The following is a 2,520-nucleotide window of genomic DNA, read 5'->3' as shown; positions in this document are numbered from 1 at the left end:
CCCTTTAAAGTCCTGGTGTTGGGGGTCAATTTTATTTTACCCTTTTAAAATTTCCCGTTTTTCTTAGACCTTAACTTTCGCATACTTTCACCATATAACTCTATGGTATGAGCCGTATGTATGATGCGGTCAAGGATTGCATCGGCTATTGTCGGGTCACCTACCATGTCGTACCAGTTGGAGGAGGGGTACTGCGATGTGATGATGATGGATTTCCGTTCATGCCTGTCCTCGATGATGTCAAGCAGTATGGGACGCTCCTTGGCGTCAAGAGGCACGATGAACAGGTCGTCAAGGATGAGCAACTGGCATCGCTCAATCTTCTTGAGTTCCGTTTCAAGTGTACCTTTGACTTTGGCGACTTTCAGCGCTCCGAGCAGTTTCGGGGCATTGGCATATAAGGTACGGAATCCCCTTTTGCATGCTTCGTGGCCGAGGGCGCAGGCCAGATAGCTTTTCCCCGTTCCTGAAGAACCGGTAATGAAAAGGTTCTGTGCCTTATGCACAAAATCAAGGGTGGCGAGACGTTCCATCTGGTTGCGATCCAGCCCCCGGTTCGTGGCATAGTCGACCTGTTCAATATAGGCCTTGTAACGGAATGCCGCATTCTTGGTAAGCCGTGCAATGGCAGCCTGCGCACGATAGTCCCATTCGCGTGCAAGGAGCATGGAAAGGAACGTGTCCGCAGTCATGGATTGCGGAGTGGTGCCGGCAAGACTTTCCCTGAAAGCCTCTGCCATGCCATGCAATTTCATACGGTTCATTAAATCCAGCGATATGGCATTCTGGTCCTGTTGTCCCGTAACGGGAGCTGTTTTATTGTTTACTTCCATAAATATGAGTTTTATTGTTTGTCCTTTCTGTAATATTCACGTCCACGTATGTTTTTGTGGGTCAATGGAGCCGGGGAAGTCATGTCGGGCTGTACTTTCCCATCCTCATCGGGAAGGAAATCCGCGTCTTCTCCCAGTTCAAGCACCTCGCGCAAGGCCTGATACCCGTATTGCAACTTCTGGTCCGCACATGCGCAAGCCGCAACCAGACGGTCACGGCCGTGTTTTTTCTCCAGGGTCAGGATGCCACGGCATGACCTGAACGCTTTGGGCGGATATTGCATGGCACGCTCCACTTCCCGTAGATAGTTCAATACGATATTGTCTATTTCCGAGGCACGTCGGAAGAGTTCCTCCAAGTCCTTGTCATAGGGGCCATAGTGTCCCGGCAGGTTGTGCTCCTTTTTCCAGGAATAAGCGTAGGGAATGTCACAGCGGTCATGGGTGGCGACAAGGTTCATGCCACAGTAGATTTCCACCGTGCCGGCATCATAGAGAATCGTCATGCGCCTGCCTACATACTCCTTCGGAACGCTGTAATGGTGCTTGAACAACGAGACGTAAGAGTTCTTCCCGACAGTCATCAGCTTCCTCTCTTTCATTACGTAACGTTTCACGGGAAGCGGCCGAAGATAATCCTTCTCTCCCTGAAGGAACATTTCCTTGCGTGACACCTCCCGTCCGGCCATCACCTTTTCATTGAAATCAAGCAGGGAGACACGGACGGCGGTATTGAGTTCCTCCTGGCCGGAGAATGCCATTCCCTCTATGTCAAGGTAAATGGAACGGTAGAGGAGCTTTACGGCATTCTCTACCAAAGCCTTGTCTTTGGGATGACGCACACGGGCGGGATAGACCGCACAGCCGTAATATTCGGCAAAAGCGGCGAAATCATCATTGATGACAGGCTCGTTGCGGTCGCTTCGTGTGACGGCAGCCTTCAGATTGTCGGGGACGATAGCCGCAGGAACGCCTTCAAAATATTGCATGGCATTCTCACATGCCTTTATCAGGTCTTCCTTGCGTTGAGACCACACGGCTTCACAGTAGGTATAATGGCTGAACGGAAGGATGGCGACAAACACCTCGGCTTTCTTCGTCTCGACCGTCATTTCATCAACTACTTCAAGCCTGTCACCGGCAAAGTCAATATACATCTGGTCGGCGGCATAGTGCTCGACATGACCGACGACCTTGACGTGAAACTTGTACTGACGGACAGCCCGTTTGAAGGAAGACAACTGATAGCCGTCAGGATATTCGGCATGGTATTCCTTGAACAGTTTTCGGACACTCATGCCTTTGCGTGACAGGCGGGATACATAGCCGGGAAGCAAGGCCTCCAGTTCAATCCTCCTGGAAGAAGGCTCCCGATGCCGGGATGCCGTACAGCCGAACAGTTCATCCAATTGCCCGTCGGACAGGGAAAGAAGCTGTTCAATACTCTTGCCGCTTGAAAGGAACAGGCGGACATACTTGCGGACAGTATTACGGGAAGTATGAAACGTGGACGCCGTTTCCTTGATTCCCATGCCGGCCGCATAACATCTTAAAATGTTTTTGATTCGTTTATACATTTGTATAGATTTTATTATCACCCCCGTTACACCAGGACTCGGGCACTCAAATCTACACAAAAAAAATCTATAACAATAGGTGAACTAAGTGGTCAATACTATTTTGGCCA

Annotated in this window: 2 protein-coding genes; both read right to left on the bottom strand. The window is 50.2% G+C overall.

Annotation, left to right across the window (positions count from 1 at the left end):
- Positions 1-44 precede the first annotated feature (44 nt).
- The gene (gene istB / locus H6B30_RS15840; RefSeq protein ID WP_205112224.1) at positions 45-833 is read right to left on the bottom strand and encodes an IS21-like element helper ATPase IstB; all 789 of its coding nucleotides are present in this window, start codon (positions 831-833) and stop codon (positions 45-47) included.
- An 11-nt stretch (positions 834-844) separates the two neighbouring features.
- On the bottom strand, positions 845-2,410 hold the full coding sequence (istA, locus tag H6B30_RS15835) for an IS21 family transposase (protein WP_205112223.1): 1,566 nt from the start codon (positions 2,408-2,410) through the stop codon (positions 845-847).
- Positions 2,411-2,520: the final 110 nt, after the last annotated feature.

Origin of the sequence: Marseilla massiliensis, from assembly GCF_016899955.1 — a bacterium.
Classification (GTDB): Bacteria; Bacteroidota; Bacteroidia; order Bacteroidales; family Bacteroidaceae; genus Prevotella; species Prevotella intestinigallinarum.
This window is presented reverse-complemented; position numbering and strand designations above follow the sequence as displayed.